The organism is Stenotrophomonas sp. S49, from assembly GCF_016624905.1.
In the GTDB taxonomy this organism is placed as follows: domain Bacteria; phylum Pseudomonadota; class Gammaproteobacteria; order Xanthomonadales; family Xanthomonadaceae; genus Stenotrophomonas.
In genome coordinates this window covers 1-23,980 of sequence record NZ_JACVUD010000035.1, presented here as the reverse complement: position 1 = coordinate 23,980, position 23,980 = coordinate 1, and the positions used below count along the sequence as shown (strand labels likewise).

The 23,980-nt window shown below is 67.3% G+C and carries 19 protein-coding genes and 1 riboswitch; of the genes, 15 read left to right on the top strand and 4 right to left on the bottom strand.

The window, feature by feature from the left end; genetic code table 11:
• Positions 1-17: 17 nt before the first annotated feature.
• Together IAE58_RS09785 and IAE58_RS09780 are read left to right on the top strand one after the other, a co-directional pair.
• Complete coding sequence (locus tag IAE58_RS09785; RefSeq protein ID WP_199933134.1) at positions 18-2,165, top strand: S46 family peptidase; 2,148 nt, start codon at positions 18-20, stop codon at positions 2,163-2,165.
• A gap of 111 nt (positions 2,166-2,276) precedes the next feature.
• On the top strand, positions 2,277-5,732 hold the full coding sequence (locus IAE58_RS09780) for a PAS domain-containing hybrid sensor histidine kinase/response regulator (RefSeq protein WP_108754626.1): 3,456 nt from the start codon (positions 2,277-2,279) through the stop codon (positions 5,730-5,732).
• A gap of 87 nt (positions 5,733-5,819) precedes the next feature.
• Here the strand turns inward: IAE58_RS09780 and IAE58_RS09775 are convergent, their stop codons facing one another.
• The 3 genes from IAE58_RS09775 to acs all read right to left on the bottom strand — a co-directional run bounded on the left by IAE58_RS09775 (position 5,820) and on the right by acs (position 9,438).
• Positions 5,820-6,395 (bottom strand): manganese efflux pump MntP family protein, encoded by a 576-nt coding sequence (locus IAE58_RS09775; RefSeq protein WP_108754625.1) that lies wholly within the window; start codon positions 6,393-6,395, stop codon positions 5,820-5,822.
• Positions 6,396-6,484: 89 nt separating this feature from the next.
• Positions 6,485-6,574: riboswitch (yybP-ykoY riboswitch) on the bottom strand.
• A 173-nt stretch (positions 6,575-6,747) separates the two neighbouring features.
• On the bottom strand, positions 6,748-7,413 hold the full coding sequence (locus IAE58_RS09770; protein WP_006477308.1) for a response regulator transcription factor: 666 nt from the start codon (positions 7,411-7,413) through the stop codon (positions 6,748-6,750).
• 81 nt (positions 7,414-7,494) lie between these two features.
• The gene (gene acs / locus IAE58_RS09765) at positions 7,495-9,438 is read right to left on the bottom strand and encodes an acetate--CoA ligase (protein WP_199933133.1); all 1,944 of its coding nucleotides are present in this window, start codon (positions 9,436-9,438) and stop codon (positions 7,495-7,497) included.
• A 244-nt stretch (positions 9,439-9,682) separates the two neighbouring features.
• On the opposite strand from acs, the gene IAE58_RS09760 reads away from it, so the two are divergent.
• From IAE58_RS09760 to xth, 4 genes are all read left to right on the top strand, one after another.
• Positions 9,683-11,104 carry a DcaP family trimeric outer membrane transporter gene (locus IAE58_RS09760; protein ID WP_199933132.1) on the top strand — a complete coding sequence of 474 codons (1,422 nt, stop codon included), beginning with the start codon at positions 9,683-9,685 and terminating at the stop codon, positions 11,102-11,104.
• A gap of 79 nt (positions 11,105-11,183) precedes the next feature.
• A complete protein-coding gene (locus IAE58_RS09755; protein ID WP_199933131.1) occupies positions 11,184-12,848 on the top strand; it encodes an MFS transporter in 1,665 nt (554 codons plus the stop codon).
• 232 nt (positions 12,849-13,080) lie between these two features.
• A complete protein-coding gene (locus tag IAE58_RS09750; RefSeq protein WP_199933130.1) occupies positions 13,081-14,490 on the top strand; it encodes a coniferyl aldehyde dehydrogenase in 1,410 nt (469 codons plus the stop codon).
• Between the two features lie 128 nt (positions 14,491-14,618).
• Positions 14,619-15,386, top strand: a complete 768-nt coding sequence (xth, locus tag IAE58_RS09745) for an exodeoxyribonuclease III (RefSeq protein ID WP_199933129.1) — start codon at positions 14,619-14,621, stop codon at positions 15,384-15,386.
• A 79-nt stretch (positions 15,387-15,465) separates the two neighbouring features.
• On the opposite strand, the gene IAE58_RS09740 is transcribed toward xth, so the two are convergent.
• Positions 15,466-15,717, bottom strand: a complete 252-nt coding sequence (locus tag IAE58_RS09740) for a GlsB/YeaQ/YmgE family stress response membrane protein (RefSeq protein ID WP_108754901.1) — start codon at positions 15,715-15,717, stop codon at positions 15,466-15,468.
• 84 nt (positions 15,718-15,801) lie between these two features.
• Between IAE58_RS09740 and IAE58_RS09735 the strand changes: the two genes are divergently transcribed.
• The 9 genes from IAE58_RS09735 to IAE58_RS09695 all read left to right on the top strand — a co-directional run bounded on the left by IAE58_RS09735 (position 15,802) and on the right by IAE58_RS09695 (position 23,879).
• Complete coding sequence (locus IAE58_RS09735; protein WP_199933128.1) at positions 15,802-16,401, top strand: 4'-phosphopantetheinyl transferase superfamily protein; 600 nt, start codon at positions 15,802-15,804, stop codon at positions 16,399-16,401.
• A gap of 52 nt (positions 16,402-16,453) precedes the next feature.
• The gene (gene rsmG / locus IAE58_RS09730) at positions 16,454-17,092 is read left to right on the top strand and encodes a 16S rRNA (guanine(527)-N(7))-methyltransferase RsmG (RefSeq protein ID WP_108754900.1); all 639 of its coding nucleotides are present in this window, start codon (positions 16,454-16,456) and stop codon (positions 17,090-17,092) included.
• A gap of 112 nt (positions 17,093-17,204) precedes the next feature.
• A complete protein-coding gene (locus IAE58_RS09725) occupies positions 17,205-18,002 on the top strand; it encodes a ParA family protein (protein WP_199933127.1) in 798 nt (265 codons plus the stop codon).
• On the top strand, positions 18,002-18,922 hold the full coding sequence (locus tag IAE58_RS09720) for a ParB/RepB/Spo0J family partition protein (protein WP_108751359.1): 921 nt from the start codon (positions 18,002-18,004) through the stop codon (positions 18,920-18,922). Before IAE58_RS09725 ends, IAE58_RS09720 begins: the two co-directional genes overlap by 1 nt.
• Positions 18,923-18,992: 70 nt before the next feature.
• Positions 18,993-19,718, top strand: a complete 726-nt coding sequence (locus tag IAE58_RS09715) for a suppressor of fused domain protein (protein ID WP_199933126.1) — start codon at positions 18,993-18,995, stop codon at positions 19,716-19,718.
• 51 nt (positions 19,719-19,769) lie between these two features.
• A complete protein-coding gene (locus IAE58_RS09710) occupies positions 19,770-20,735 on the top strand; it encodes an NAD-dependent epimerase/dehydratase family protein (protein ID WP_108754614.1) in 966 nt (321 codons plus the stop codon).
• Positions 20,736-20,825: 90 nt separating this feature from the next.
• Entirely contained in the window at positions 20,826-21,548 is a 723-nt protein-coding gene (locus IAE58_RS09705; RefSeq protein WP_108754613.1) for a glycosyltransferase family 2 protein, read from the top strand.
• Positions 21,548-21,889 (top strand): lipid-A-disaccharide synthase N-terminal domain-containing protein, encoded by a 342-nt coding sequence (locus IAE58_RS09700; RefSeq protein ID WP_108757547.1) that lies wholly within the window; start codon positions 21,548-21,550, stop codon positions 21,887-21,889. The genes IAE58_RS09705 and IAE58_RS09700 overlap by 1 nt, the downstream gene beginning before the upstream one ends.
• 217 nt (positions 21,890-22,106) lie before the next feature.
• A complete protein-coding gene (locus IAE58_RS09695) occupies positions 22,107-23,879 on the top strand; it encodes a DUF885 family protein (protein WP_199933125.1) in 1,773 nt (590 codons plus the stop codon).
• The last annotated feature ends 101 nt before the right edge of the window (positions 23,880-23,980 follow it).

Genomic DNA, 23,980 nt, shown 5'->3' with positions numbered 1-23,980 from the left:
GTATTGCCGGAGTGCCGATGTCTGCCCGCAAAACCCTTCCTGCCGCCCTGGCCCTGGGCCTGACCCTGGCCGCCGGTGCCCACGCCGATGAAGGCATGTGGATGCCGACCCAGCTGCCCGACCTGGCCAAGCCGCTGCAGGCGGCCGGTTTCAAGGGCGATCCGGCCGACCTGGCCAACGTGACCGCGCCGCCGCTGAGCGCCGTGGTGCGTGCCGGCGGTGGCACCGGTTCGTTCGTGTCGGCCGATGGCCTGCTGCTGACCAACCACCACGTGGCGATGGGCGTGATCCAGTACAACAGCTCGCCCGAGCACAACCTGATCGACAACGGCTTCATCGCCCAGGGCCGCGCCGATGAGCGCCCGGCCAACCCGGATTTCCGCGTGCTGGTGACCGTCGGCTTCGACAAGGTGACCGACCAGGTGCTGGCCCAGGCCCGTGGCAAGACCGGCCGCGCGTACTACGACGCGGTGGACGCGGCCAGCAAGCAGATCGTGGCCGAGTGCGAGAAGACCGGCAACGTGCGCTGCTCGGTGGCCAACATGTACTACGGCACCGATTTCTACCGCATTGCCCAGCTGGAGCTGAGCGACGTGCGCCTGGTCTACGCGCCGCCGCGTGCGATCGGCAACTACGGCGATGAGATCGACAACTTCATGTGGCCGCGCCACACCGGCGATTTCACCCTGCTGCGTGCCTACGTGGGCAAGGACGGCAAGCCGGCCCCGTACAGCAAGGACAACGTGCCCTACCAGGCGCCGGCACACCTGCAGATGTCGCTGGAAGGTCCCAAGGAAGGCGACTACGCGATGCTGGCCGGCTACCCGGGCATCACCTACCGCCACCGCACGGCGGCCGAATTCGCTGGCCAGATCGACACCGTGCTGCCGCGCCGGGTATCGGTGTTCCAGCAGATGATCGACACGATCGAAGCGGCCACGGCCAAGGATGCGCAGGCGCGTACCCGCTACGCCTCGCAGCTGCAGTCGCTGAAGAACAACCGCAAGCGCGCCGCCGGCGAGCTGGAAGGCCTGCTGCGCAGCGATGCCAAGGCCCAGCGCGCCGCCGACGAGTCGGCCATGCTGGCCGCCACCGACCGCCGCTACCAGGGCGATATCAAGGCGCTGCTGACCAACCTGTCGCAGGGTGCGGCGGTGGGCGAGCGCGACCTGCTGCTGGACCAGATGGCCCTGCAGACCCAGCTGCTGCGTTCGGCACTGCTGCTGGAACGCCTGCGCATCGAATCGGCCAAGCCGGACGCGCAGCGCGAGACCGGCTTCCAGCAGCGCGACCAGGCGATGATCGAGGGCGTGCTCAAGCAGGTGCAGCGCCGCTACGCACCCGAGGTCGAGAAGGCCCTGCTGGGCAGCCTGCTGACCCGCTACCAGCAGCTGCCGGACGCGCAGCGCGTGGCCGAGTTCGATACCGCCTTCGGGCGCACCCCCGAACAGCTGGCCAAGGCCCTGGATACCCTGTACGCCAGCACCCAGCTGGGTGACGAGGCACAGCGCCTGAGCCGTTTCGCCGCCGCCCGCGAAGGCAAGGCCCTTGCCGCCGATCCGCTGATTGCCGTGGCCGGCCCGCTGGTGGCCGCGCAGCTGCGGATCGAGAACGAAAGCAAGACCCGCGAGGGCGAACAGCTGCGCCTGCGCCCGGCCTACATGCAGGCGCTGTTCGCCTGGCGGGCCAAGCAGGGCCGCGCCGTCTACCCCGATGCTAACCGCACCCTGCGCATCAGCTACGGCAAGGTCGAGGCACTGCACCCGCGTGATGGCGTGACCTATTCGCCGGTGACCACCGTGGCCGGCATCGTCGAAAAGAACACCAACGCCTATCCGTTCGACGCGCCCAAGCCGCTGCTGGCGGCCATCGCCAAGGGCGATTTCGGCAGCACCGCCGACCCGGCGCTGAAGACCCAGACGGTCAACTTCCTGACCAACCTGGACACCACCGGTGGCAATTCCGGCTCGCCGGTGCTCAACGCCAAGGGTGAACTGATCGGCCTGAACTTCGACAGCAACTGGGAATCGGTCAGCGCCAGCTGGTGGTTCGACCCGCGCTACAAGCGTGCGGTGCACGTGGACATGCGCTACCTGCGCTGGCTGCTGGCCAAGGTCTACCCGGCGCCGGAGCTGCTGAAGGAAATGGGCGTGCCGGCCCAGTAACGTCGGTACCTGGCATGTGCCCACCCCTGCTGGTGGGCACCTGCCGCCATGACCTACCCTCACGACCAACGGTCGTGATCTACTGGCCCCTGTCCTGACGGAAACGCACGCGTGGTCTCCAGCTGGATCCTGCTGCTGGTCTCGGTTGCCTATGCCGCGCTGCTGTTCGGCGTGGCGTGGTGGGGTGACCGACGGCCGATGTACCCCGACCGCCCGTGGCTGCGGCCGGTGGTCTACAGCCTGGCGCTGGCCGTCTACTGTTCGTCGTGGACCTTCTACGGTGCCGTGGGCACCGCCGTGCGCAACGGCGTGGGCTACCTGCCGATCTACATCGGCCCGTTGCTGCTGCTGCTGTTCGGCTGGCGCATCATCGAGCGGCTGGCGCTGATCGCACGCAGCCAGAACGTGGTGTCCATCGCCGATTTCATCTCCTCGCGCTTCGGCCGCTCGCGGCGGCTGGCCGCGCTGGTGGCGATCATCGCCCTGATCGGCATCGTTCCGTACCTGGCCCTGCAGTACAAGGCCGTGGCCATGAGCCTGCAGGTGCTGACCGGCAACAGCGGGCCCACCGGCTTCTTCACCGACCCGGCGCTGTACGTGGCCCTGCTGATGGCCCTGTTCGCCACTCTGTTTGGCACCCGCCAGGTCGACGCCACCGAGCACCACCACGGCATGATGCTGGCCATCGCCTTTGAATCGGTCATCAAGCTGTGCGCGATGCTGGCGGTGGGCGTGTTCGCCTACCTGTGGCTGAGCGACCGCAGCGAAGCGGTGGTCGCCTCGGTGCATACGCTGTTCACCGGCCTGCCGCCGGTGGGCTTCATTTCGCAGACCCTGCTCAGCTTCCTGGCCATCATCTGCCTGCCGCGCCAGTTCCATGTGGCGGTGGTGGAGTGCGGCGATGTGCGCGACGTGCGCCGCGCGCGCTGGATGTTCGGCGGTTACTTGGTGCTGATCTCGGCCATGGTGCTGCCGATCGCTACCGCCGGCGTCAGCCTGTTCGGCACCGGCGGCAGCGTGGCCGACGATGCCATGGTGCTGGCCCTGCCGCTGGCCGAAGGGCGCAATGCGCTGGCCCTGATCGCCTACGTCGGCGGTTTCTCGGCGGCCACCGGCATGGTCATCGTCTCGTCCATCGCGCTGGCCACCATGGTCAGCAACGACCTGGTGATGCCGGTCCTGCTGCGCCGCAGTGGCGACCACCAGGAAGCGGCCGACGTGGCCTCGCGCGTGCTGTGGATCCGCCGCCTGGCGATCCTGCTGCTGGCGTTGATGGCATACAGCTATTACCGCAGCAGCAGCAACGACAGCACCCTGGCGTCCTACGGCCTGATGGCGTTCGCAGCGGTGGCGCAGTTCGCCCCGGGGTTGATTGGCGGTCTGTACTGGCGTGGCGCCAGCCGCCGTGGCGTGGAAGCCGGCATGCTGCTGGGCTTCGCCACCTGGCTGTACACCCTGCTGCTGCCGGCGATGACCCTGGCCGGCTGGGTGGATGCGGCGTGGGTGCAGCACGGCCCGTTCGGTATCGACTGGCTGCGCCCGCAGCAGTTGTTCGGCATGACCGGCTGGGACCCGCTCACCCACGGCACGTTCTGGTCGCTGCTGGTGAACGCGGCGACGATGATGCTGGTGTCCGCGCGCTGGCGCCCCGGCGTGGACGAGCGCCTGCGTGCGGCCCCCTTCCTGGACCCCTACGCGGAACGGCCGTCGGTCGCCGGTGGCTGGCCCGGCCACGTGCACGTGGGCGACCTGCTGGCGCTGGCCGCACGGGTGGTGGGCGAGCGCCATGCGCAGCGCTCGTTCTTCGAACAGGCGCAGTCGCTGGGTCGCGAACTGCAGTCCTCGGCACCGGCCGACCGGCCGTGGGTGCAGTTCACCGAGCGTCTGCTGGCCGCCTCCATTGGTGCCGCCTCCGCACGCCTGCTGCTGACCAGCCTGCTGCGCGGTTCGGGCATGGACCTGGGCGAAGTGGTGGCAGTGCTGGATGAAGCCGGGCAGGAGCTGCGCTTCAACCGCGAGATCCTGTCCACCACGCTGGAAAACATCAGTGCCGGTGTCAGCGTGGTTGACCCGGACATGCGCCTGACCGCCTGGAACCGCCGTTACCAGGACATGTTCGGCTATCCCGACGGCATGCTCTACGTCGGCCGCCCGGTGGCCGATCTGATCCGTTACAACGCCGAACGCGGCGAGCTGGGCGAAGGCGATATCGAAGTGCAGATCAACCGCCGCATCGGCTACATGCGCGCCGGTTCGCCGCACGTGTTCGAGCGCACCCGCAGCGATGGCAAGGTGATCGAGATGCGTGGCCAGGCGCTGCCCGGCGGCGGTTACGTGACCAGCTACAACGACATCACCGATTACAAGCACGCGGAAAAAGCGCTGCTGGAAGCCAACGAGACGCTGGAGCAGCGCGTGGCCGAGCGCTCGCATGAAGCCGAGGTGGCGCAGCAGTCGAAGACGCGCTTCCTGGCGGCGATCAGCCACGACGTGTTGCAACCATTGAACGCGGCGCGCCTGTTCGCCTCGGCGCTGCGTGACAGCGACCACGTGAGCGATGAGCAGAAGCACCTGGCTGAACGCGTGGATGCGTCGCTGCGCGCGGCCGAAGAACTGCTGGATGGCCTGCTGGACGTGTCGCGGCTGGATGCCGGTGGCCTGCACCCGGTCATCGGCGAGTTCGACGTGAGCGCGCTGATGCGCGAGCTGGCCGCGCAGTACACCCCGGTGGCTGCGGGCCGTGGCCTGCGCCTGGATCTGTTCGCGCGCACCACCTGGGTGCGCAGCGACCGTCGCCTGCTGCGGCGCGTGCTGCAGAACTTCCTGGCCAATGCCCTGCGCTACACCCGCCAGGGCCGCATCGTGCTGGCCGTGCGCCAGCGCGGCGACGAAGTGGAACTGCAGGTGTGGGATACCGGGCCAGGCATTCCCGAACACCACATGCGGCAGATCTTCGATGAATTCCATCGCTACCAGCAGCCCTTCGACTGGGGCGAACAGGGGTTGGGCCTGGGCCTGTCGATCTGCCAGCGCATCTCGCGCCTGCTGGACCACCGTTTGAACGCCCGCAGCCGGGTCGGCAGTGGCTCGATGTTCTCGATCATCCTGCCGCGGGTGGCACCGTTGCCGGGCTACACCGAGCCGGCCGCTGTCGTCGCTGCAGCCGCACCGGCGGTGCGCAGCGATTCGCTGGCCGGTCTGCGCGTGCTGTGCGTGGACAACGATGAGGAGATCCTGGACGGCATGCGCGCGCTGCTGGGTCGCTGGCAGGTGCAGGTCATCACCGCATCTACCGTGGATCAGGCACTGGAACGGATTGCCGAGCGACCGCAGGTGATGCTGGTGGATTACCACCTGCATGACCGCATGGATGGCCTGGATGCGCTGGTGGCGCTGCGCGAGGCCGCGGGCTACCCGCTGCCGGGCGCATTGCTGACCGCCGATGGTCGTGACGAATTGAAGCGGATGGCGCGCGAACGCGGCTACCGCGTGCTGACCAAGCCGATCAAGCCCGCCTCGCTGCGCGCCTTCCTGGGCGCGCTGCGCGACGCAGGAACGTCACCGTAGATCCACGCCATGCGTCGATCCGGTGGGTGCCAACCTTGGTTGGCACGATGCGGGATTGCATGCCCGGCGACCACGGTAACCAACGCGTTACGCGGCGCCGTGCAGGTGCTCGTACAGGATCGTCGAACCGATGATGATCAGGATCACGCCCCCGATGATCTCGGCGCGCTTGCCGACCATGCTGCCCAGCACACGGCCGAGCATGATGCCGGCGGTGACCATGGTCAGCGTGCACAGGCCGATCACGGCCGCCATCACGCCGATATGCACGTCCATGAAGGCCAGGCCGATGCCCACGGCCATCGCGTCGATGCTGGTGGCGAAACCGGTCAGCGCGAGCTTCCAGAAGCCGTGGTGCTGCGAGGGGTCTTCCTCTTCTTCGCCGCTGTCCGGGCGCACGCCGTTGTAGATCATATGGATGCCGAGTGCGGCCAGCAGGCCGAACGCAATCCAGTGGTCGAAGGCTTCCACGTACTGCAGGGCGGCGCGGCCGAGCAGCCAGCCGATGATGGGCGTGATCGCCTCGATGACACCGAAGATGATGCCGGCGCGCAGTGCATCGCGGAACACCGGCTTGCGCATGGCCGCACCCTTGCCGATCGCCGCAGCGAAGGCATCGGTGGACATGGCAAAGCCGATCAGGAGGATCGAAACAGGAGACATTGGCGGCAACTGAAGGTCGGGCAAGGACGGACGCACGGCTCGCATTCGCGCCCAACCTGAGATTGCGCACGCGGGCCGCTGGTCTCGCCAACCATCATGGTTGTCCACGCCACGGCGCACTGGCCGAGTATGTTGACGTGGACGATTCCTGCGAAGGAATCCGGCTACTCCCCAAGGGGACGCGAAGCTTAGCACCGCGATCCGCGCGTGGCGCATTTCCAGGCAAACGCGCAGGCAGGGCTGGTTTGTATAGCGAAGGCTATATCGATGCCGATGCGGTAGCCCCGGGCCATGCCCGGCGAGCGCAGCGGTGCAGCGGTTCAAGGTAGCGCCGGGCAATGCCTGGCGACGGTCAGTCTTCTTCCGGCGGCAGCACGATGGCGTCGTCGTCGATGGCCAGCTTGCCGGCCATCAGCACCGCCTGGGTGCGGTTGGTCACCCCCAGCTTGCGCAGGATCGCGGTCACGTGCGCCTTGATGGTCGCTTCGGAAACATTGAGGTCGTAGGCGATCTGCTTGTTCAAGCGACCGGCGCCGAGCATCTGCAGCACGCGGAACTGCTGCGGGGTCAGCTCGCGCAGGCGCTGGCCGACTTCGCGTTCCTCGCTGCCAGTGGGCGGCACATTGTGCGCTTCCGGCGGCGCCCAGGTTTCGCCATCCAGGATGGTGCCCAGGGCATGGCCGATGGTGTCCGAGTCGGCCGACTTGGGAATGAAGCCCAGCGCGCCGTGGTCCAGCGCTCGGCGCATTACCGTGGCTTCTTCGCGCGCAGAGACCACCACCACCGGCAGGTGCGGGTGCAGCGACCGCATGTGTACGAGCGCATTGAAGCCCTGCGCACCGGGCATGTTCAGGTCCATCAGGACCAGGTCGGCATCGTTGTGCTGGTCGGCCAGCGCGTACAGCGCCTCCACGCTGTCGGCCTCGAACAACTGCACGCCGGGGATGACCCGCTGCACCGCCCCGCGCAGGGCTTCGCGGAACAGGGGGTGGTCATCGGCAATCAGAAGGGTGGTCATGGTCGGGGGGAACCGTGGGGGAAACTGTTCGGAGTCAGAGCCCTTTCCTTGCGGAAAGGGATCTGACCCCCGGGTGATGCATCAGCGCACCTTGCGCTCGTCCACCAGCGAAGCCACGACCGACGGATCGGCCAAGGTCGAGGTGTCGCCAAGCTGGTCAGGTGCATTCTCGGCGATTTTGCGCAGGATGCGGCGCATGATCTTGCCCGAGCGCGTCTTCGGCAGGCCCGGCGCCCACTGCAGGTGGTCCGGCGTGGCGATGGGGCCGATTTCCTTGCGCACCCACGCCACCAGTTCCTTGTGCAGTTCGTCGCTGGGGGCTTCGTCGGCGACCAGGGTCACGTAGGCATAGATGCCCTGGCCCTTCACGTCGTGCGGGAAGCCGACCACGGCCGCCTCGGCCACCTTCGGGTGGGAGACCAGCGCGCTTTCCACTTCGGCGGTGCCGATGCGATGGCCGGATACGTTGATCACATCGTCCACGCGGCCGGTGATCCAGTAGTAGCCGTCCTCGTCGCGGCGGCAACCGTCGCCGGTGAAATAGCTGCCCGGATAGGTGCGGAAATACGTATCGATGAAGCGCTGGTGGTCGCCATACACCGTGCGCATCTGGCCCGGCCAGGAATCACGGATGATCAGGTTGCCCTCGGTCGGGCCATCCTGGATCTCGCCATCGGCATTGACCAGCGCCGGCTGCACGCCGAAGAAGGGCAGGGTGGCCGAACCCGGCTTCAGATCCATCGCGCCGGCCAGCGGCGAAATCAGGATGCCGCCTGTTTCGGTCTGCCACCAGGTATCGACGATCGGGCAACGGCTGTCACCCACCACCTCGTAGTACCAGCGCCAGGCTTCCGGATTGATCGGTTCGCCAACACTGCCAAGCAGGCGCAGCGAGGCGCGCGAGGTCTTCTTCACCGGCTCCTCGCCCTCGCGCATCAGCGCACGGATGGCGGTGGGGGCGGTGTAGAAGATCGACACCTTGTGCTTGTCGATCACGTTCCAGAAGCGCGAGGTGTCCGGGTAGTTGGGCACGCCTTCGAACATCAGCGAGGTTGCGCCGTTGGCCAGCGGGCCGTACACGATGTAGCTGTGGCCGGTGACCCAGCCGACGTCGGCGGTGCACCAGTAGATGTCGTCCTCGCGCAGGTCGAACACCGCTTCATGGGTGTAGGCCGCGTACAGCAGGTAGCCGCCGGTGGTGTGCAGCACGCCCTTGGGCTTGCCGGTGGAACCGGAGGTGTAGAGGATGAACAGAGGATCTTCCGCGTTCATGCGCTCCGGTTCGCAGGTGGACGGCTGGCTGTCCACCACGTCATGGAACCAGCGGTCGCGCGGGGCCTGCATGTCCACCGCACCGCCGGTGTGGCGCACCACCAGCACGGTTTCCACCGTGTTGGTGCCCGGCAGCTTCAGCGCGGCATCCACGTTGGCCTTCAGCGGTACCTTGCGGCCGCCGCGCAGGCCTTCGTCGGCGGTGATGATCAGCTTGCTCTGGCAATCGCTCACCCGGTCGGCAATCGAGTTCGGGGCGAAGCCACCGAACACCACCGAGTGGATCGCACCGATGCGCGCGCAGGCCAGCATGGCCACCGCGGCATCGACGATCATCGGCAGGTAGATGGTGACCCGGTCACCCTTCTTGACGCCCAGGTTGCGCAGCGCATTGCCCAGGCGGCAGGTGCGCTCGTACAGCTCGCGATAGGTCACGTGCTGGGCCGGTGCGTCCGGGCTGTCCGGTTCGAACAGCAACGCGGTCTTGTCGCCGCGCGTTTCGAGCTGGCGATCCAAGCAGTTCACGCTGGCGTTGAGCTCGCCATCTTCGAACCACTTGATGTGGAAATCCGCCAGGTCGTAGCTGACGTTGCGGATCTTGGTCGGCGTACGCATCCAGTCCAGCCGCTGCGCGGCCTTCCCCCAGAAGGCATCCGGATCGGACACCGACGCCTGGTACTGCTGTTCGTAGGACTTCTTGTCGATGCGTGCCTTGGCGGCGAACTGCGGATCGACGGGGTAGATATCAGCCATGGCACCCTCACTTGCACGTTGACTTTTCATGTGCGTCCGCAGCATCGCAGCGGCCGTTCCCCCTCAGTTTGCCCCATCCACCCCCGCCCGCGTTATCGCCGCGCTTAGACCTTGGTCGAAAGACCGGCCCGTAGCAGCCCGGCTTCGACCAATGGCGAATACCGCTATACATAAACCCCCCGCAGTCTCGGCTCGACCGTGCCCCACGCGCGGCATCACCTTGCCACTTGGGAGAGAGGGCAACATGAGCCACCGTACGTTGAAAGCCGTGCGCAAACCTTTGGCGGCCTGCTTGCTGGTTGCCCTGGTCGCACCGGGCATGGCGTTTGCAGAAACCGCCAAAGAGAAGGCACTGGAAGCGCGCGTTGCCGAGCTGGAACGCCAGGTCCAGGCGCTGCTGTCATCGCAGCAGCAGCAACAGACCCAGATCGTGCAGACCCAGCAGGCGGTCACTGAAGTCCGCACCGTGCAGGCCGAGCAGAAGCCGGCCGTGCCGGCGGGCAAGCAGCCGATCCAGGTCACCACCATCACCCCCGGCGCGGCGCCGGGCACCACGGTCAAGATCGGCGGCTTCATCAAGGCCGACTTCCTGGCCACCCAGACCGGCGATGGCCAGTTGGCCGACGATGCCACCGGCCGCGCGCTGTACCTGCCGGGCCAGACCCCGGTGGCCGGCGCCGGCGGCAGCGGCAAGCGCTCGGACGTGGACTACAACGCCCACGCCAAGTTCTCGCGCTTCAACATCGGCATCGACAACGTCAGCGAATCGGGCAACAAGTCCGGCGCGCTGTTCGAGATGGATTTCTTTGGCAACTCGCTGGGCAACCAGACCGCCACCAACACCTACGGCGTGACCCTGCGCCATGCGTACATGTACTGGAACAACTGGCTGGCCGGCCAGACCTGGTCCAACTTCATGGACGCCGCAGCGCTGCCTGAAGCGGTCGATTTCGTCGGTCCCACCGACGGTGTGATCTTCGTGCGCCAGGCGCAGGTGCGTTACACCAACGGCGGCTTCAGCGTGGCGCTGGAAAACCCGGAAACCACCACCCTGACCGGCACCCGCAACCCGGTGACCGGGGCCTGGACCAATGCCAGCGCCAACTCCGACCGCGGCAGCCTGCCCGATCTGACCCTGCGCTACGGCTGGAAGGGCGACTGGGGCACCTTCGGCGTGGGTGGCATCGTGCGCCAGCTGAAGGTCGACAACCAGGCCACCGGGGCCAAGGCAGACAAGGTGGGCGGCGGCCTGACCGTGGGCGGCAAGTGGGTGTTGGGCGGCAACGACTCGTTGCATTACCAGCTGACCGGTGGTGACGGCATTGCGCGTTACATCGGTCTGGGTGTGACCGCCGATACCGCTTACGACGTGGCACGTGACGAACTGAACCCGACCGGCGTGCTTGCCGGCTACGTGGGCTGGCGGCATGCGTTCACCCCGAAGCTGCGCACCAACCTGATCTACGCGCGCAGTGACTACGACAACGATGGCAGCCTGGGCCCGCTGGTGACCAAGAGCGTGCAGAGCATCCGCGGCAACATCTTCTACACGCCGATGCCCAAGGTCGATATCGGTGCCGAGTACATGTACGGCGTGCGCGAGATCGAAGACGGGCGCAAGGGCGATATCAACCGCGTGCAGTTCACCACGAAATACAGCTTCTAACAGCGTGCCGACCAAGGTCGGCACCTACCGAGATTGAGTGCCGACCCTTGGTCGGCACCTACAAAGGGGAAAACGTCTCATGTCCAGTACACCCAGCACCGCGCACGACGCCGCGGGCAGCCTGACCAAAGGCCACAAGAAGGTCATCTTCGCATCGAGCCTCGGCACGGTCTTCGAGTGGTATGACTTCTTCCTGTACGGCTCGCTCGCCGCGATCATCGCCAAGCAGTTCTTCAGTGGCGTGAACGAAACCACGGGCATGATCTTCGCCCTGCTGGCCTTCGCCGCCGGCTTCTTCGTGCGACCGTTCGGCGCGGCCTTCTTCGGCAGCCTTGGCGACCGCATCGGCCGCAAGTACACCTTCCTGGTCACCATCCTGATCATGGGCATCTCGACCTTCCTGGTCGGCGTTCTGCCCAATTACGCCTCGATCGGCTTCGCCGCACCGGTGATCCTGATCATCCTGCGCCTGGCCCAGGGCCTGGCCATGGGCGGTGAATACGGAGGTGCCGCCACTTACGTGGCCGAGCACGCGCCGGACGACAAGCGCGGCCTGTACACCAGCTTCATCCAGTGCACCGCCACGCTGGGTCTGTTCATGTCGCTGCTGATCATCCTGGCCTGCCGCTACTTCCTGGGCAACGAAGCCTTCGAAGCGTGGGGCTGGCGCATTCCGTTCCTGGTGTCGATCCTGCTGCTGGGCGTTTCGGTGTGGATCCGCCTGCAGCTGAGCGAATCGCCGCTGTTCCAGCAGATGAAGTCCGAAGGCAAGGGTTCCAAGACCCCGTTCCGTGACAGCCTGAAGGGCGGCAACCTGAAGCTGATGCTGCTGGTGCTGCTGGGTGCGGCGGCCGGCCAGGCCGTGGTCTGGTACGGCGGCCAGTTCTACGCGCTGTTCTTCCTGAGCAGCATGCTGAAGGTCGATGCCACCACCTCTTACCTGCTGATTGCCGCCGCGCTGGCGCTGGGCGTGCCGTTCTTCATCTTCTTCGGCTGGCTGTCCGACCGTATCGGCCGCAAGAAGATCATCCTGGCCGGCTGCCTGCTGGCTGCCGTCACCTACATCCCGATCTTCAAGGGCCTGACCCACTTCGCCAACCCGGCCATCGAAGAAGCCCGCAGCAGCTCTCCGGCCCTGGTGGTTGCCGACCCGACCACCTGCTCGTTCCAGTTCGATCCGGTCGGCCTGCGCAAGTTCACCAGCTCCTGCGACGTGGCCACCGCCGCTCTGACCAAGGCGGGCGTGCCGTATGACGTGCAGCCGGCCGCGGCCGGTTCGCTGGCCATGGTGAACGTGGGCACGGCCAGTGTGACCTCGTATGAGGCCGCCGGCCTGACCAAGGAAGAAGGCAAGGCCAAGGCCGATGCCTTCGGTGCCGAACTGAAGGGCGCGCTGACCACCGCCGGCTACCCGGCCAAGGCCGATGGTTCGCGCATCAACTACGGCGGCACGATCTTCATGCTGTGGCTGCTGGTGCTGTACGTGACCATGGTCTACGGCCCGATCGCCGCTTACCTGGTGGAACTGTTCCCGACCCGCATCCGCTACACCTCGATGTCGCTGCCGTACCACATCGGCAACGGCTGGTTCGGTGGCTTCCTGCCGGCCATTTCGTTCGCGCTGGTGGCCGGTACCGGCAACCTGTACTACGGCCTGTGGTACCCCATCATCATCGCGCTGATGTCGGTGGTGATCGGTGGCCTGTTCCTGCGTGAGACCAAGGACGTGGATATCACCAAGTAAGCGGTGGGTTCCATGCAATGAAGAAAGGCCGCGGTGCAGACCGCGGCCTTTCTGTTTGGGGGAATGCGTCGGGGTAGAGTCGACCGTTGGTCGACTGCTCTTGGCGGTACCTCTGAAACCCCGCGCTGCGCGCGATAGTCGACTGACAGTCGACTCTACCGTCGCGCGGTCCCGTACGTCCGGGGTCATCGAGATGACCGTTGCGCGGTCCGGCACGCCGTATAGTCGGCCCATGACCACCACCGCCCCGGCCGATCTTCCCGCCCTCCTGCATACCCTGCGCAGCGCCTGGCAGGCCCAGCGCCCCTTGCTCGACCAGCGCGACGCCGACCTGCGCCGCCTGCGCGAGGCGCTGCAGACGCGCATGGATGAAATGGCCCAGGCCGTCGCCGAGGACTTCGGCCACCGTGCCCACGTCGAATCGAAGCTGGCCGATGGCATGAGCGTGCTGTCGGCCATCGACCACCTGCGCCGGCACCTGCGGCGCTGGTCGAAGCCGCAGCGGGCATCGGCCGGCTGGAAGCTGTGGCCGGCGCGCGCGCAGCTGCGGCCGACACCGCTGGGCGTGGTCGGGGTGATTTCGCCCTGGAACTACCCGGTCACCTTGGCACTGGTGCCGCTGGCCACGGCCATCGCGGCGGGCAACCACGTGCTGCTCAAACCCTCCGAACACACGCCACGCACCAGCGCGTTCCTGGCCGATCTGCTGGCCAGCGTGTTCCCGCCCGATCGTGTGGCGGTGGTGCAGGGCGGTGCGGACGTGGCCGCGGCGGTTTCTTCGCTGCCACTGGACCACCTGGTGTTCACCGGCTCCACTGCGGTCGGTCGCAAGGTGATGGCCGCCGCAGCCGAGCACCTGGTGCCGCTCACGCTGGAACTGGGTGGCAAATCACCGGCCATCGTCTGCCGCGATTTCCCGCTGGAAAAGGCCGCCGCGCGGCTGGCCACCGGCAAGTGGTTCAATGCCGGGCAGACCTGCATCGCGCCCGATTACGTGCTGATTGATACCGTGCGCCAGCGCGAGTTCGTGCAGGCGCTGCAGCAGCAGGTGCGCGCGCGTTACGGGGATTTCGCCGATGCCGACGACTACACGCGCATCATCAACCAGGGCCAGTACCAGCGCCTGCAAGGCTATCTGGCGCAGGCCCGCGAGCGCGGCGTGCCGGTCATTCCGTTGGCACAGGTGGATAGCACGCGGGCCGACCGCGAGCGCCTGCTGGTGCCCACGGTGGTGCTGGACCCGCCGGATGACCTGGATCTGATGCGCGAGGAGATCTTCGGCCCGATCCTGCCGGTGCGGGCCTACCCGGACCTGGATGCGGCGCTGGCCGACGTGGTGTCGCGTGACCGCCCGCTGGCGCTGTACCCCTTCAGCCAGGACCGCGCGACGGTGGAGCGCATCCTCGACCAGGTGGTGGCCGGCGGGGTGACCGTGAATGACACGCTGCTGCATTTCGCCGCCGATGGGCTGCCGTTTGGCGGGGTGGGGGCCAGTGGCATGGGCGCGTACCACGGGCGGGCCGGGTTCGATGCCATGAGCAAGTTGCTGCCGGTGCTGTGGCAGTCACGCTGGGCGGCCAGCGACCGGCTGCGTCCGCCGTATTCGAAGATTGCGGGGTTGTTGAAGGTGTTGTTGCGGTGAAGCCACGCATGGCGTGGCTCTACTGACGGGATCTGCTCTGGTGGGTGACAACCTTGGTTGGCACACGGAGACTCACGCGCCAAGCAAGGTTGGCGTCTACCAAAGCGGGGCCGGGTAGAATGGCCCCCATGAAGATCGCCTCGTGGAACGTCAATTCGCTCAATGTCCGCCTGCCGCACCTGGAGCAGTGGCTCAAGGACTTCGGCCCGCACATCGTCGGTATCCAGGAAACCAAGCTGGAGGACCACAAGTTCCCCGATGCGGCGCTGATCGCCGCAGGCTACCGCAGCGTGTTTGCTGGCCAGAAGACCTACAACGGCGTGGCCCTGCTGTCGCGTGAGCCGGCGCAGGACGTGCAGATCGGCATTCCCGGCTTCGAGGACGAGCAGAAGCGCGTCATCGCCGGCACCTTCGGTGATCTGCGGGTGATCAACCTGTACGTGGTCAACGGCCAGGACATCGGCACCGACAAGTACGACTACAAGCTGCGCTGGCTGGAAGCCGTGCATGCCTGGATCGCGCAGGAGCTGCAGCGCCACCCGAAGCTGATCGTGATGGGCGACTTCAACATCGCCCCGGACGCGCGCGACGTGCACGACCCGGAGGTGTGGAACGAAAACCACATCCTCACCTCCACCGCCGAGCGCGGCGCGCTGAACAAGCTGCTGCAGCTGGGCCTGCACGATGGCTTCCGCCTGCACAACGACGAGGCGGGTGTGTTCAGCTGGTGGGATTACCGTGCGGCCGGCTTCCGCCGCAACCTGGGCCTGCGCATCGACCTGACCCTGGTCTCCGATGCGCTGAAGGGCAGTGCGGTGGCCTCGGGCATCGACCGCGAGCCGCGTACCTGGGAACGCCCCAGCGACCATGCCCCGGCATGGGTGGAATTGGGTTGAAGCGGTAGCGCCGGGCCATGCCCGGCGAGCGCAGCGGCGGCAGGGAGACGCCGGGCATGGCCCGGCGCTACCCCTCAGATCACCGTATGCTCTTGCGGGTGAACAGGTTGACGATGGCCAGCAGGATCACCGCGCCGATCAGCGAGAACAGGAACGTGCGGATCGTGATCGCTTCGTTGATGCCGCCGCCGAACAACCAGCCGGCAATCAACGCGCCGACGATGCCGACCACGATGTTGAGGATGATGCCCTGCTGGGCGTCGCGTCGCATGATGATGCTGGCCAGCCAGCCCACCACGCCGCCCACGATCAGCCAGATGATGATGCCCATGTATGTGACCTCCGGAAGGGAACGCAGCCAGTTGACGCGCAGCGCCGTGAACCCGTCGTGCAATCCCGTGACGGGGGCGTGCGGATGAGCCTGCCGGCCACCCTGGACGGCCCCTGGCGGTTCGGCCCGGTGACCGTATGGCGGCGCCCGCATGTGCCCGGCCAGCGGGGTGAACCGCAGGCGCGGCAGGTGCTGGCGCAGGCGCTGGGGGGCAAACCGGAGGCGTTGCCGCTGGTGCGCGATGACAAGGGCCGTCCCGAGCTGTCCGGTGCGCTGGCCCACTACGGCACCGGCTGGAGCCACAGCGGCGAGGTGCTGCTGGTGGCGCTGGGCGAGGGCGTACGCCTGGGGGTGGACCTGGAACTGCTGCGCCCGCGCCCGCGGCTGCTGGAAATCGTGCAGCGCTTCTTCCACCCCGACGAGGTGGCCTGGCTGGAGGGGTTGTCGGTGGACGAGCGTGAGCACTGGTTCTTCCGCGTCTGGTGCGCCAAGGAGGCGATCCTGAAGGCGCATGGGCAGGGCATTTCCTTCGGCCTGCACCGCCTTCGCCTGGCCCCCGGCCGCGATGGCGCGCTGCACCTGCTGGCCTGCGATGCCGAGCTGGGCCAGGCCGAGCGCTGGCACCTGCACGAATGGCAGGCCAGCGGCCGGTTCCGCGCCGCATTGGCCTGGCATGCCGATTGATGCCGCACAGTGAAGCGGCGAACCGGCGGGCAAAACCGGCGATAATGTGCGCATGAGCGAACATGATCTTCCCGCCGGCGTGGTTGCCACGCTGGAACAGGGCCTGGCCAGCATGGGCCTGGCGGCCGACCTGGCGCCGCCGCTGCTGCGCTACCTGGCCCTGCTGCACCGCTGGAACGGCACCTACAACCTCACCGCCATCCGCGACCCGCAGGAGATGGTCACCCGCCACCTGCTCGATTCGCTGGCCATGCAGCCGTTCGTGGCCGATGGCAGCCTGGCCGACCTGGGTACCGGCCCCGGCCTGCCCGGCATCCCGCTGGCCATCGCCTGCCCGGGCCTGCAGGTCACCCTGGTGGAAAGCAACGGCAAGAAGGCGCGCTTCATGCGCGAAGCCGTGCGCCAGCTGGGCCTGGCCAATGCCCGCGTGGCCGAGTCGCGCGCCGAGGCGCTGGACGAGGCCGGCGCCTACGACCAGCTGACCGCGCGCGCGATGGACACCCTGGCCGGCATCGTCCGCGTCGGTGGCCACCTGCTGCGCCCCGGTGGCGTGCTGCTGGCCATGAAGGGCGTCTACCCGCATGACGAGATCGCGGCCCTGCCGGCAGGCTGGCAGGTGCGCGAGGTGACCCCGCTGAGCGTGCCCGGCCTGGCCGGCGAACGCCATCTGGTCACCGTTACAGGCCCCTGAACCCCGCCGCCAGCCCTTTGCGAAACAACGGGTTGGCGATCCATGATTTCCGCACGGGGCCGGTTGTACGCATAATGACCGGTCCCAGCACACGTCGACGAGGCACACCTGCATGGCCCGCATCATCGCCATCGCCAACCAGAAGGGTGGCGTCGGCAAGACCACGACCGCCGTCAACCTGGCCGCTTCCCTGGCCAACGCACCCAAGCGGGTGCTGCTGGTCGATCTCGATTCGCAGGGCAATGCGACCATGGGCAGCGGCGTGGACAAGCGCGAACTGGTCGCCTCCACCTACGATCTGCTGCTGGGTGAAGCCAACGCCGCCGATGTGCGCGTGGCCACCGCCGAAGGCTACGACCTGCTGCCGGGCAACATCGACCTGACCGCGGCCGAGATCCAGCTGATGGCACAGGAAGCGCGCGAGCAGCGCCTGAAGCGCGGGCTGGCGCCGATCCGCGATGAGTACGACTACATCCTGATCGACTGCCCGCCGGCGCTGTCGCTGCTCACGCTGAACGCACTGGCCGCCGCCGATTCGGTGATCGTGCCGATGCAGTGCGAGTACTACGCACTGGAAGGCCTGAGCGCGCTGGTGGAAACCATCGAAGCGCTGCGTGCCAACCTGAACCCTGCGCTGGAGATCGAAGGCGTGCTGCGCACCATGTTCGACGTGCGCAACAACCTGGCCAACGCGGTGTCGGCCGAACTGACCGAGCACTTCGGTGATCGCGTGTTCCGCACCATCGTGCCGCGCAACGTGCGCCTGGCCGAAGCCCCCAGCCATGGCCAGAGCATCGTCGGCTACGACCGTGCCTCGCGCGGTGGCGTGGCCTACCTGGGCCTGGCCGGCGAGATCATCCGTCGCAACAACGAACGCAACAAGGCCGCCAAGGCCGTGGAGACCGCCTGATGACCAGCAAGCCTGCAGCCAAGAAGCGAGGCCTCGGCCGCGGCCTGGACGCCCTGCTGGGTCCGAAGGGCGCGGTCAGCCAGGTGCAGGCCACCACTGCTGTCATCGAGCCGCTGCCGGGTGAAGTGCTGCGCAAGCTGGCGGTCGGCCAGCTGCAGCCGGGCAAGTACCAGCCGCGCCGCGAGATGGACGAAGGCAAGCTCTCCGAGCTGGCCGATTCGATCAAGTCCCAGGGCGTGATCCAGCCGATCCTGGTGCGCCAGCTGCCGGCCGGCAACTACGAAATCGTGGCCGGCGAACGCCGCTGGCGCGCTTCGCAGCTGGCCGGGCTGGACGAAGTGCCGGTGGTGGTGCGCGAGCTGGAAGACCGCACCGTCATCGCGATGGCGCTGATCGAGAACATCCAGCGCGAAGACCTGAACCCGCTGGAAGAAGCCGAAGCGCTGCAGCGGCTCATCAGCGAATTCACCCTGACCCACGCCGAGGCCGCCGAAGCGGTGGGCCGCTCGCGCGCTGCGGTTTCCAACCTGCTGCGCCTGCTGGAACTGCCGGTGGCGATCCGCCTGCTGCTGGAAACCCGCCGGCTGGAAATGGGCCACGCCCGCGCACTGCTGACCCTGGCCCCGGAACTGGCCGGCAAGCTGGCCCAGGAAGCGGCCGACGAAGGTTGGTCGGTGCGCGAGGTCGAGCGCCGCGCGCAGGCCTTCGCCGCCGGCAAGGTGCCCAGCAACCGCCCGGTGGCCACGCCGAAGGTGCAGCAGGCCGACATCGCGTCGCTGGAAACCGAACTGTCCGAATCGCTGGGCACCAAGGTGGCCATCAACCATGGCCGCGGCGGCAAGGGCAAGCTGATCATCCACTACACCGACCTGGACACCCTGGACGGCGTGCTGGAAAAGCTGCGCACGCGCCAGGGCTGAGCCCGGCCGGGTTTCTGCCTCGCGCACGGCGCGCCTGCGCCGTGCCCCGGGGCCTGACAGGGAACCGTGCATGAGCAACGACTTCGACGATGTCAGCCCGGGTGGCAGCCGCATGCACCTGCACCGCCGCGACACCGTGCATTCGCCTGCACAGGGCCAACCACACACGGCGCAGATCCGTGCTTATATCGAGCGCCACCTGGGGCCGGTAGCGGGCGCGTTCGACGATGCGCTGCCCGATACGGTGCGCGTGCTGGTGCATGTGGTGCCGCCCACGGCCGACCGTCCCTGGCTGCAACTGGTCACCTCGGGCATGAGCGATCTGCCGATGAACCTGCCGCCGGGCGTGGATGTTCCGCATTTCGCCGAACTGATGCTGACCCTGCCGGCCCACTGGCCGCTGGATGCGCAATCGCTGCAGGACGAGCGCTTCTACTGGCCGGTGCGACTGCTGCAGACGCTGGCACGCCTGCCGCATCTGTATGACACCTGGCTGGCACCCGGGCACACCGTGCCGCATGGCAATCCGGCCGAACCCTACGCGGCCGACGTGCGGTTCGACGGGGCCATGGTGGTGTATCCGGCTTCGGTGCCGCCGGCCTTTGGCGAACTGCTGGACGATGATGGCCGCACGATCGCCTTCCGCGCGGTGCTGCCGCTGTACCCCGAAGAGATGGCGTTGAAGCTGCAGGAGGGGGCCGATGAACTGCTCGAACGCCTGCAGGCCAAGGGCATCGACGACCGCATCGAGCTGGGCCGTTTCAATGTCGCTCGGCCACGGCTGGGCCTGTCCTGAGCCAAGGCGGGTACCATCTGTGCTGCATTCCTGCGCGTAGAGGCCCCCGCCATGACCCTCCTGCTCACCGGCGCTGCCGGCTTCATCGGTGCCTACACCGCCCGCGCCCTGCTGGAGCAGGGCCAGGCCGTGGTCGGCCTGGACAACTTCAACGATTACTACGACCCGCAGATCAAGCGCGACCGCGTGGCCGCGCTGTGCCCCACGCTGGACCTGCGCACGCTGGACCTGACCGACCGCGAAGGCCTGGCCGCGCTGTTCGACGAAGTGCAGCCCAGCGCGGTGATCCACCTGGCCGCGCAGGCCGGCGTGCGCTATTCGCTGGAAAACCCGCACGCCTACGTCGACAGCAACCTGACCGGCTTCGTCAACATGCTGGAACTGTGCCGCCACCGGGGTGTGCAGCACCTGGTGTACGCCTCCAGCAGCTCGGTGTACGGTGATTCGGCCACGCCGCCGTTCTCCGAAGACCAGCGCGTGGACCAGCCGCGCTCGCTGTACGCGGCCACCAAGGCCGCCAATGAACTGATGGCCTACACCTACGCCCAGCTGTACGGCCTGCATGCCACCGGCCTGCGCTTCTTCACCGTGTATGGCCCGTGGGGCCGCCCGGACATGGCGCCGCTGCTGTTCTCCCGCGCAGTGCTGGCCGGCCGCCCCATCGATGTGTTCAACGAAGGGCGCATGCAGCGCGACTTCACACATGTTTCCGACATCGTGGCCGGTATCCTCGGCGCCCTCGCGCACCCGTCCACCGAGCCGGTGCCGCACCGCGTGTTCAACCTGGGCAACCACACCCCGGTCGAGCTGGAACGCTTCATCGGTGTGATCGAACAGGCGGCCGGGCGCCCGGCGCAGAAGGTCTACAAGCCCATGCAGCCCGGCGACATGGTGCGCACCATGGCCGACACCCGGCGCGCCCATGACGCATTCGGCTTCGACGCGGTCACCCCGATCGAACAGGGGCTGCCGCCGGTGGTGCAGTGGTGCCGCGAGTACTTTGGCGATCGCGCCTGAGGAAGGCTCCTCACGCAGCCGGGTTCATCTTCGGATAACCTCGGCTGCGGACAATGCGCGGTCTTTGTTTCCCTCTTGGCCGAGTGCCCCATGAGCCAACCTGAGCTTTCCGTTGTCGTTCCGGTGTTCAACGAGCGCGACAATGTCGCCCCGCTGGTGGCCGAGATCACCGCCGCCCTGCGCGGCCATCTGCCGTTCGAGATCGTCTACATCGACGACCATTCGCGCGACGACACCCTGGCCGTGTTGCAGGGTCTGAAGGCCACCACCCCGGAACTGCGGGTGCTGCACCATGTCAGCCAGAGCGGGCAGAGCACCGCCGTGCGCACCGGGGTCAAGCACGCGCGCGCGCCGTGGATCGCCACCCTCGATGGTGATGGCCAGAACGATCCGGCCGATATTCCCAAGCTGCTGGCCGCCCGCGCCGCCGCCGATGCGCAGGTAAAGCTGTTCGCCGGCTGGCGGGTGAACCGCCAGGACAGCGGCAGCAAGCGCTGGGCCAGCCGCTGGGCCAATGCAATCCGTGCGCGCATGCTGCGCGACGACACCCCCGATACCGGCTGCGGCATCAAGCTGTTCGAACGCGCCGCCTTCCTCGACCTGCCGTACTTCGACCACATGCACCGCTACCTGCCGGCGCTGATGCAGCGGGCCGGCTGGAAGACCACCAGCGTGCCGGTGAACCATCGCCATCGCACCGCCGGGGTTTCCAAGTACAACAACCTGGGCCGCGCCCTGGTCGGCATCCGCGACCTGCGCGGCGTGGCGTGGCTGATCACCCGCAGCAAGCGCACTGCGGTGGAGGAGCGTTGATGGAGCTGCACTGGCTGGACCAACCGCTGACCTGGCTGTACTGGACCGGCCTGCACGTGACCGGCTGGAAGCTGATCGGCTACACCGGCGCGCTGATGTTCGGTGGGCGCTGGCTGGTGCAGTTCGTGGCCTCCAAGCGGGCGGGCAAGCCGGTCATCCCGCGCCTGTTCTGGTACATGAGCGTGGTCGGCAGCCTGATGACGCTCAGCTACTTTCTGTTCTCGGCCAAGCAGGATTCGGTGGGCGTGCTGCAGAACCTGTTCCCGGCGTTCACCGCGCTGTACAGCCTGCACCTGGACATCAAGCACCGCGGCTGGAAGCGCGACAAAGCCAGCCATTGAGGGCCGGGGTCGGATCCCCAGCGCATCCAACCACGGCGTGGACCCTGCATGCCCAGTGGTAGCGCCGGGCCATGCCCGGCGGATGTCTCCGTTGTCCGCGCTGCGCGCTCGCGGGGCATGGCCCCGCGCTACCGGGCGCAGGCAGGACCTTCGTCCCATGCCTGCGCGGGGCCGGCGGTGCGATCATCGGGGTCTGCCTTCCCGGGAACCTGTGCTTGTGAAAACCCGTCTTGCCGTTGCCCTGCTGATCGCCCTGGCCTCGCCGGCCGTTGCCCTGGCCGCGCCGCCCGCTGCCGCCGCACCGGCCAGCATGGCCGCCGAATCGCCCGCCGACGCGGCGTTCCGCGCGATCTACGAGAAAGAATGGAAGTGGCGCCAGGACGGCGGTGGTGAAGCCAGCGAAGACGGCGATGCACCGGCCAATGCCACCCGCCTGCCCGATGTCAGCGCCGCCGCCCAGCAGGGCCGGCTGAAGGTCTGGGACCAGACCCTGGCCGAGCTGAAGAAGATCGACCCGGCCACGCTCAGTGCGGCCAACCAGGTGAACTACGCGATCTATCGCGACCAGGTGTTCAACCTGGCCGAGGAAACCCGCCTGCGCGGCTACGAAATGCCGTTCAATTCCGATTCCTCGTTCTGGTCCAACCTGTCCTTCATGGCCCGGCGCGAGATGAAGACCGCGCAGGACTACCGCAATTACATTGCCCGCCTGAACGATGTGCCGCGCTACTTCGGCCAGCAGACCGACAACATGCGCGCCGGCCTGAAGCGCGGCTTCAGCGTGCCGCGCGCGGTGCTTGATGGCCGCGAAGTGTCCATCGCCACCGTGGCCGAACTGAAGGACCCGACCCAGTCGCCGCTGTACGCACCGTTCAAGAAACTGCCCAACAGCATTCCGGCCGCCGAACAGGCCGCGCTGCGCGAGCAGGCGGTGGCGGCGATCGGCGGCAAGGTCGTACCGGCGTTCCAGCAGCTGCGCACCTTCTTCGTGAACGAATACGTGCCGCAGGCCCGCACCACCCTGGCCGCCGAAGCGATGCCGGGCGGCAGGGCGTACTACAAGCAGCAGATCCACGAGTACACCACGCTGGATCTGTCGCCCGACCAGATCCACCGGATCGGCCTGGAAGAAGTGGCCCGCATCCAGCAGGAAATGAACGCCATCATCAAGCAGGTGGAGTTCAAGGGCAGCTTCGCCGACTTCCTCACCTTCCTGCGTACCGACCCGCAGTTCTACGCCAAGACCCCGGAAGAGCTGCTGTCGCGCGCTGCGTGGATTTCCAAGCGTGCCGACGGCCAGATCGGCAAGTTCATGACCCTGCCGCGCGCCCGCTTCACCATCGTGCCGGTGCCGCCGGATATCGCCCCGTTCTGGACCGCGGGTCGCGGTGGCATGGGCACCTACTGGGTGAACACCTACGATCTGCCGTCGCGCCCGCTGTACAACCTGCCCGCGCTCACCCTGCACGAATCCGACCCGGGCCACGCCCTGCAGGGCGCGCTGGCGGCCGAGCAGGGCGAACAGCCCGAGTTCCGCCGCAATGCCTACATCTCGGCCTACGGCGAAGGCTGGGCGCTGTACTGCGAGAAGCTGGGCGTAGAAATGGGCATCTACGAGACCCCCTACGAGGATTTCGGGCGCCTGACCTACGAAATGTGGCGCGCCGCGCGTCTGGTGATCGACACCGGCGTGCACAGCAAGGGCTGGACGCGCGACCAGGCGCTGGCCTACCTGCGCGACCACACCGCGCTGAGCGAGCACGAAGTGACCACCGAAGTGGATCGCTACATTTCCTGGCCGGGCCAGGCACTGAGCTACAAGCTGGGTGAGATCGCCATCGTGCGCCTGCGCGCCCAGGCCGAGAAGGAACTGGGCGACAAGTTCGACATCAAGGGCTTCCACGATGCCGTGCTGAAGCAGGGTTCGGTGCCGCTGCCGGTGCTGGAACAGCAGATCCAGGCGTACATCGCCGAACGCAGGAAGGCCTGACCGGTCACGCCGCCGGGCAGGGCCCGGCGCTACCGGAAGGCACGCAGGGGTAGCGCCCGGCCCTGCCCCGCGCGCGGCGGCGATTTTGTTAAGGCTGCCAC

Bases quoted from the DNA above. Each gene is read 5' to 3' on its own strand.
- xth (WP_199933129.1), top strand. From the start codon at position 14,619: ATGAAGATCGCCTCGTGGAACGTCAATTCGCTCAATGTCCGCCTGCCG.
- acs (WP_199933133.1), bottom strand. From the start codon at position 9,438: ATGGCTGATATCTACCCCGTCGATCCGCAGTTCGCCGCCAAGGCACGC.
- IAE58_RS09700 (WP_108757547.1), top strand. From the start codon at position 21,548: ATGGAGCTGCACTGGCTGGACCAACCGCTGACCTGGCTGTACTGGACC.
- IAE58_RS09770 (WP_006477308.1), bottom strand. From the start codon at position 7,413: ATGACCACCCTTCTGATTGCCGATGACCACCCCCTGTTCCGCGAAGCC.
- IAE58_RS09755 (WP_199933131.1), top strand. From the start codon at position 11,184: ATGTCCAGTACACCCAGCACCGCGCACGACGCCGCGGGCAGCCTGACC.
- IAE58_RS09725 (WP_199933127.1), top strand. From the start codon at position 17,205: ATGGCCCGCATCATCGCCATCGCCAACCAGAAGGGTGGCGTCGGCAAG.
- IAE58_RS09775 (WP_108754625.1), bottom strand. From the start codon at position 6,395: ATGTCTCCTGTTTCGATCCTCCTGATCGGCTTTGCCATGTCCACCGAT.
- rsmG (WP_108754900.1), top strand. From the start codon at position 16,454: ATGAGCGAACATGATCTTCCCGCCGGCGTGGTTGCCACGCTGGAACAG.
- IAE58_RS09750 (WP_199933130.1), top strand. From the start codon at position 13,081: ATGACCACCACCGCCCCGGCCGATCTTCCCGCCCTCCTGCATACCCTG.
- IAE58_RS09710 (WP_108754614.1), top strand. From the start codon at position 19,770: ATGACCCTCCTGCTCACCGGCGCTGCCGGCTTCATCGGTGCCTACACC.
- IAE58_RS09715 (WP_199933126.1), top strand. From the start codon at position 18,993: ATGAGCAACGACTTCGACGATGTCAGCCCGGGTGGCAGCCGCATGCAC.
- IAE58_RS09760 (WP_199933132.1), top strand. From the start codon at position 9,683: ATGAGCCACCGTACGTTGAAAGCCGTGCGCAAACCTTTGGCGGCCTGC.
- IAE58_RS09785 (WP_199933134.1), top strand. From the start codon at position 18: ATGTCTGCCCGCAAAACCCTTCCTGCCGCCCTGGCCCTGGGCCTGACC.
- IAE58_RS09720 (WP_108751359.1), top strand. From the start codon at position 18,002: ATGACCAGCAAGCCTGCAGCCAAGAAGCGAGGCCTCGGCCGCGGCCTG.
- IAE58_RS09740 (WP_108754901.1), bottom strand. From the start codon at position 15,717: ATGGGCATCATCATCTGGCTGATCGTGGGCGGCGTGGTGGGCTGGCTG.
- IAE58_RS09705 (WP_108754613.1), top strand. From the start codon at position 20,826: ATGAGCCAACCTGAGCTTTCCGTTGTCGTTCCGGTGTTCAACGAGCGC.
- IAE58_RS09735 (WP_199933128.1), top strand. From the start codon at position 15,802: ATGAGCCTGCCGGCCACCCTGGACGGCCCCTGGCGGTTCGGCCCGGTG.